The sequence below is a fragment of the Gemmata sp. genome (assembly GCF_051859125.1).
GTDB lineage: Bacteria > Planctomycetota > Planctomycetia > Gemmatales > Gemmataceae > Gemmata.
On record NZ_JBHYGG010000218.1, the window covers coordinates 1 to 2,648 of the forward strand.

Below are 2,648 nucleotides of genomic sequence, written 5' to 3' on the forward strand. Positions count from 1 at the left end.
AGGACAGAGGACAGAGGACAGAGGACAGAGGACAGAGGACAGAGGACAGAGGAGCGTAACCGACGACCGACTGTCTTCAACTCTTTGCTGACTTCTGATCTCTGTTCTCTGATTTCTTAATCTGTGTCCATCTGCGTAATCTGCGGATCAACACTCTTCGAATTTCCGTGGAGCGAGCATGAGCGGGGTGAGTCGCAGGGCGCTGCCGGGGTTCGGGCTGGGGCTGGGGTACGCGCTGGTGTACCTCACGGTCCTCGTGCTGGTCCCGCTCGCGGCGTGCCTGGTGAAGGCCGCGTCGCTGGGGCCGAGCGAGTTCGTCGCGGCCGCGTGGACGCCCCGGGCCGTCGCCGCGTACAAGCTCACCATCGGCGTGTCGCTCGTCGCGGCGCTGGTCAACGTCGGCCTCGGGCTCGTCGTCGCGTGGACGCTGGTGCGGTACGAGTTCTTCGGCAAGCGCTTCGTCGACGCGCTCGTCGACGTGCCGCTGGCGCTCCCCACGGCCGTGGCCGGGCTGGTGTACGCGAGCCTGTACGTCCCGAACGGGTGGGTCGGCCAGTTCCTCGCGCCGCTCGGCATCCAGGCCGCGTACTCGCGCCTCGGCATCGTGCTGGTGCTGATCTTCACGGGGTTCCCGTTCGTCGTGCGGACCGTGCAACCGGTCCTGGAAGACCTCGACGCCGAGACCGAGGAGGCCGCGTCGGTGCTGGGCGCGTCGCGGTGGCAAACGTTCCGCCGGGTGATCCTGCCGATGCTCGTGCCCCCGGCCCTCACCGGGTTCGCGCTGGCGTTCGCCCGCGGGCTGGGCGAGTACGGGTCGGTGATCTTCATTTCGAGCAACAAGATCTTCGAGACCGAGATCGCCCCGATGCTGATCCTCGTGCGCCTGGAGGAGTACTCCTACGCCGAGGCCGCGGCCATCGCGACCGTGCTCCTCGGGTTCTCGTTCGTGCTGCTGGCCGCGATCAACTACCTCGAGTACCGGAGCAAGCGGAATGTCGGCTAGCCCCGCCCCCGCCCCGACCGCGACCGCCCCGGCCCCCGTGGCGTTCGAGGTGAAGCCGCTCAACCGCGCGACCCGGGACCCGTGGTACGTCCGCTGGGTGCTCATCGGCCTGACGGTCGGGATCGTCGGGCTGCTGGTCGCGGTGCCGCTCGCGTCGGTGTTCGTGCAGGCCACCGCGAAGGGGTTCGGCGTGTACTGGACCAACCTCGTGGCCAACCCGGACACGCGACACGCGGTGTTCCTCACGATGGTCGTCGCGCCGGTCGCGGTGGCGATGAACGTGGTGTTCGGGGTCGCGGCCGCGTGGGCCATCGCCCGGTTCCGGTTCCGCGGCCGCGGGCTGCTGATCACGCTGATCGACCTGCCGTTCTCGGTGTCGCCGGTCGTCGCCGGCCTCGTGTTCGTGCTCATCTTCGGCCTGCAAGCGCCGCTCGGCCTGTGGCTCCGCGACCACGGGTACCAGGTGATCTTCGCGCCGCCGGCGCTGGTGCTGGCGACCGCGTTCGTGACGTTCCCGTTCGTGGCCCGCGAGCTGATCCCGGTGCTGGAAGCGGTCGGCCCGGACGAGGAGCTGGCGGCCCGGAGCCTCGGCGCGAGCGGGTGGCAGCTCTTCTGGTGGATCACCGTGCCGAACATCAAGTGGGGGCTCCTGTACGGCGTGATCCTGTGCAACGCGCGGGCGATGGGCGAGTTCGGGGCGGTGTACGTCGTCTCGGGCCGCATCGAGGGGCAGACCGACACGATGCCGCTGCGGGTGCAGAAGCTGTGGGAGGGGTCCGACAACCCCGCCGCGTTCGCGCTCGCCTCGGTGCTGACGCTGCTCGCGCTGGTGACGCTGGTGCTGAAGGTGGTGATCGAGCCCAAGGTGCGCGAGCAGACCGCGGCTGCCAAGACCGCCGCGGAGTGAACCCGGAGAGTACGTGACCGGCACGACAGGATAGCCGTTTCGCAGCCCGCGTGAGGCGGACCAACTTGGTCCGCCGCACGCGGGCTGCCGACATTCCGCAGTATTCGAATCGCCTTGCCGGCGCACTGGCTACGGATTAATCTGGCGATTATTCGATCCTGCCAGGTCGACTGCGAAGGCAGATCTACCGTCCCAAGTTCGGCGGCGGAGGCGCACCGTGAGTGCGAAGCACGACTTCGAGAACTTACTCGCGTTCATGGAGCGGCTCCCGGCGATCCGGCTGCCCGCCGGCCGGAAGTCCATCGGTCGCGGCTCTTTCCCCAACGGCAACTGGTGGGTCAAGTTCTCGCTCGACACCACCCACCCGCTGGCGTGGCGGCACGTCCAGGAACTCGGGTTCGTGTTGAACTACGTCTCCGTGGAGGAGCGACTTCCGACCGTGTTCATGCCGGTGTCCCCGCCCCCGTACATGAACGGCGGGGTTGAGTTCCTGTCGTGGGTCATTGAATCGACGGATTCGTCGTTCACGCCCGACAACTGTGCCGATTGGCTGGAGGGCCGGCTGCCGCAGCCGGTCAGTGACCTGAGCACCTGGCGCATCGAAGACGACGATGGCGCCGAACCTGACGCTACACCAGACGACCGCCTCGGCAGCCGCTCGTGATCCAAAGCTCACAGCTCGGCCGCCGCTGCTGAGCTGTTTTCGACTATGAAGCCGTGTGCAGGTCAAGTCCGTTG

3 protein-coding genes are annotated in these 2,648 nt (G+C 67.6%); all 3 read left to right on the top strand.

Annotated features, from left to right (window positions below):
* Nucleotides 1-178 precede the first annotated feature (178 nt).
* The 3 genes from cysT (at nucleotide 179) to ACTIGN_RS17875 (ending at nucleotide 2,574) form a co-directional block, all read left to right on the top strand.
* Nucleotides 179-1,003 carry a sulfate ABC transporter permease subunit CysT gene (gene cysT / locus ACTIGN_RS17865; RefSeq protein WP_439626249.1) on the top strand — a complete coding sequence of 275 codons (825 nt, stop codon included), beginning with the start codon at nucleotides 179-181 and terminating at the stop codon, nucleotides 1,001-1,003.
* A complete protein-coding gene (gene cysW / locus ACTIGN_RS17870) occupies nucleotides 993-1,910 on the top strand; it encodes a sulfate ABC transporter permease subunit CysW (protein WP_439626251.1) in 918 nt (305 codons plus the stop codon). Before cysT ends, cysW begins: the two co-directional genes overlap by 11 nt.
* 217 nt (nucleotides 1,911-2,127) lie before the next feature.
* Nucleotides 2,128-2,574 (top strand): hypothetical protein, encoded by a 447-nt coding sequence (locus tag ACTIGN_RS17875; RefSeq protein WP_439626253.1) that lies wholly within the window; start codon nucleotides 2,128-2,130, stop codon nucleotides 2,572-2,574.
* Nucleotides 2,575-2,648: the final 74 nt, after the last annotated feature.